The 1,249-nt window shown below is 71.6% G+C and carries 1 protein-coding gene and 1 pseudogene; both read left to right on the top strand.

Going from position 1 to position 1,249, the window contains the following annotated elements; all coding sequences use genetic code 11:
• A partial coding sequence (locus R1101_RS0123770) for a DNA polymerase IV (protein ID WP_016935659.1) occupies positions 1-947 on the top strand: 947 nt, incomplete at its 5' end.
• A gap of 29 nt (positions 948-976) precedes the next feature.
• A pseudogene (locus R1101_RS28515) lies at positions 977-1,249 on the top strand (ABC transporter); the annotation flags it as partial.

The following is a 1,249-nucleotide window of genomic DNA, read 5'->3' as shown; positions in this document are numbered from 1 at the left end:
TCGGCGGTCGCGGCGACCCCACCGAGCGCGGAGTCGTCTCCACGGCGTCGTACGAAGCGCGGGCCCACGGGGTGGGGTCGGGAATGCCGCTGCGGGTCGCGGCGCGCAAGATCCCCGACGCGGTCTTCCTGCCCGTCGACGCCGACACCTACAACGAGGTGTCGCAGGTCGTGATGGACACCCTCCGCGGCTTCGACGGGGTGGTCGACGTGCTCGGCTGGGACGAGGCGTTCATGGGCGTGCAGACCCACGATCCGGAGGCGTTCGCGCGCGAGGTGCAGGCCGCGGTGCTCGACGCGACCGGTCTGCACTGCTCCATCGGGATCGGCGACAACGTCCTGCGCGCGAAGATCGCAACGGGCTTCGGAAAACCCCGCGGTGTCTTCCGGCTGACGCGCGACAACTGGTTCGCGGTGATGGGGGAGCGCTCACCCGATTCGCTGTGGGGCATCGGTTCGCGCACGGTGAAGAAACTCGACACCATGGGCATCCGCACGGTCCGCGAGCTGGCGCGTGCCCCGGTCGACGAGATGGCAGCGCGGTTCGGACCCAAGACCGGTCCGTGGCTCGTCGGCCTCGGCGCCGGTGCCGGCTCGACGGAGGTGTCGACGGAGCCGTGGGTGGCCCGGTCGCGCAGCCGGGAGACGACCTTCCAGCACAACGTCGGCGACTGGAGTGCACTCGCGCAGTGCGTGCGCGATCTCGCGGCGCGGGCGGTCGACGACGTCCGCGGTGAGGGACGAGCGGGAGTGCGCGTCGCGCTGAAGATCCGCTACGCGCCGTTCGTCACCCACACCGCGAGTGTCGCCCTGCCGTCGCCCACCACGGATCTCGCAGCCGTCACCGATGCGGCCGTCGGACTGCTCGGCCGCTTCGATCACGACCGCGAGGTTCGCCTCGTCGGCGTACGGGTGGAGATGACGCCACCGGAGAAGCAGTTGCGTTAACGGCTGGCACACTGGGGCCGGTGCGATCGGTGACCAGGACACGGGGACATCTCCGACCACCGGAGGCCGCCGCAGCGGCGGTCTTCGGGACGTTGACGGCTGTGCTGTCGGTCGTCACCGGGCTGATACCCGTCGGTGTCGCCCAGGTGCTCGTGGCGCTCCCCGTCGCTTTCCTCGCCGCCACCGGCCGCCTGCGCGCGATCGTCGCTGCGACGGTCGCCGCAGGTGTCGTGGCGCTCGTGGCCGGAGGCCCGCTCGCCGTCGCCGCGGTCGCCGTCCTCTCCGGGATCGGAACGCTCGTC

This window comes from Rhodococcus sp. R1101, assembly GCF_000278445.1.
Lineage (GTDB): Bacteria > Actinomycetota > Actinomycetes > Mycobacteriales > Mycobacteriaceae > Rhodococcus > Rhodococcus gordoniae.
Note: the sequence above shows the minus strand (reverse complement) of the source record. Positions and strands in the feature narration are given on the sequence as shown.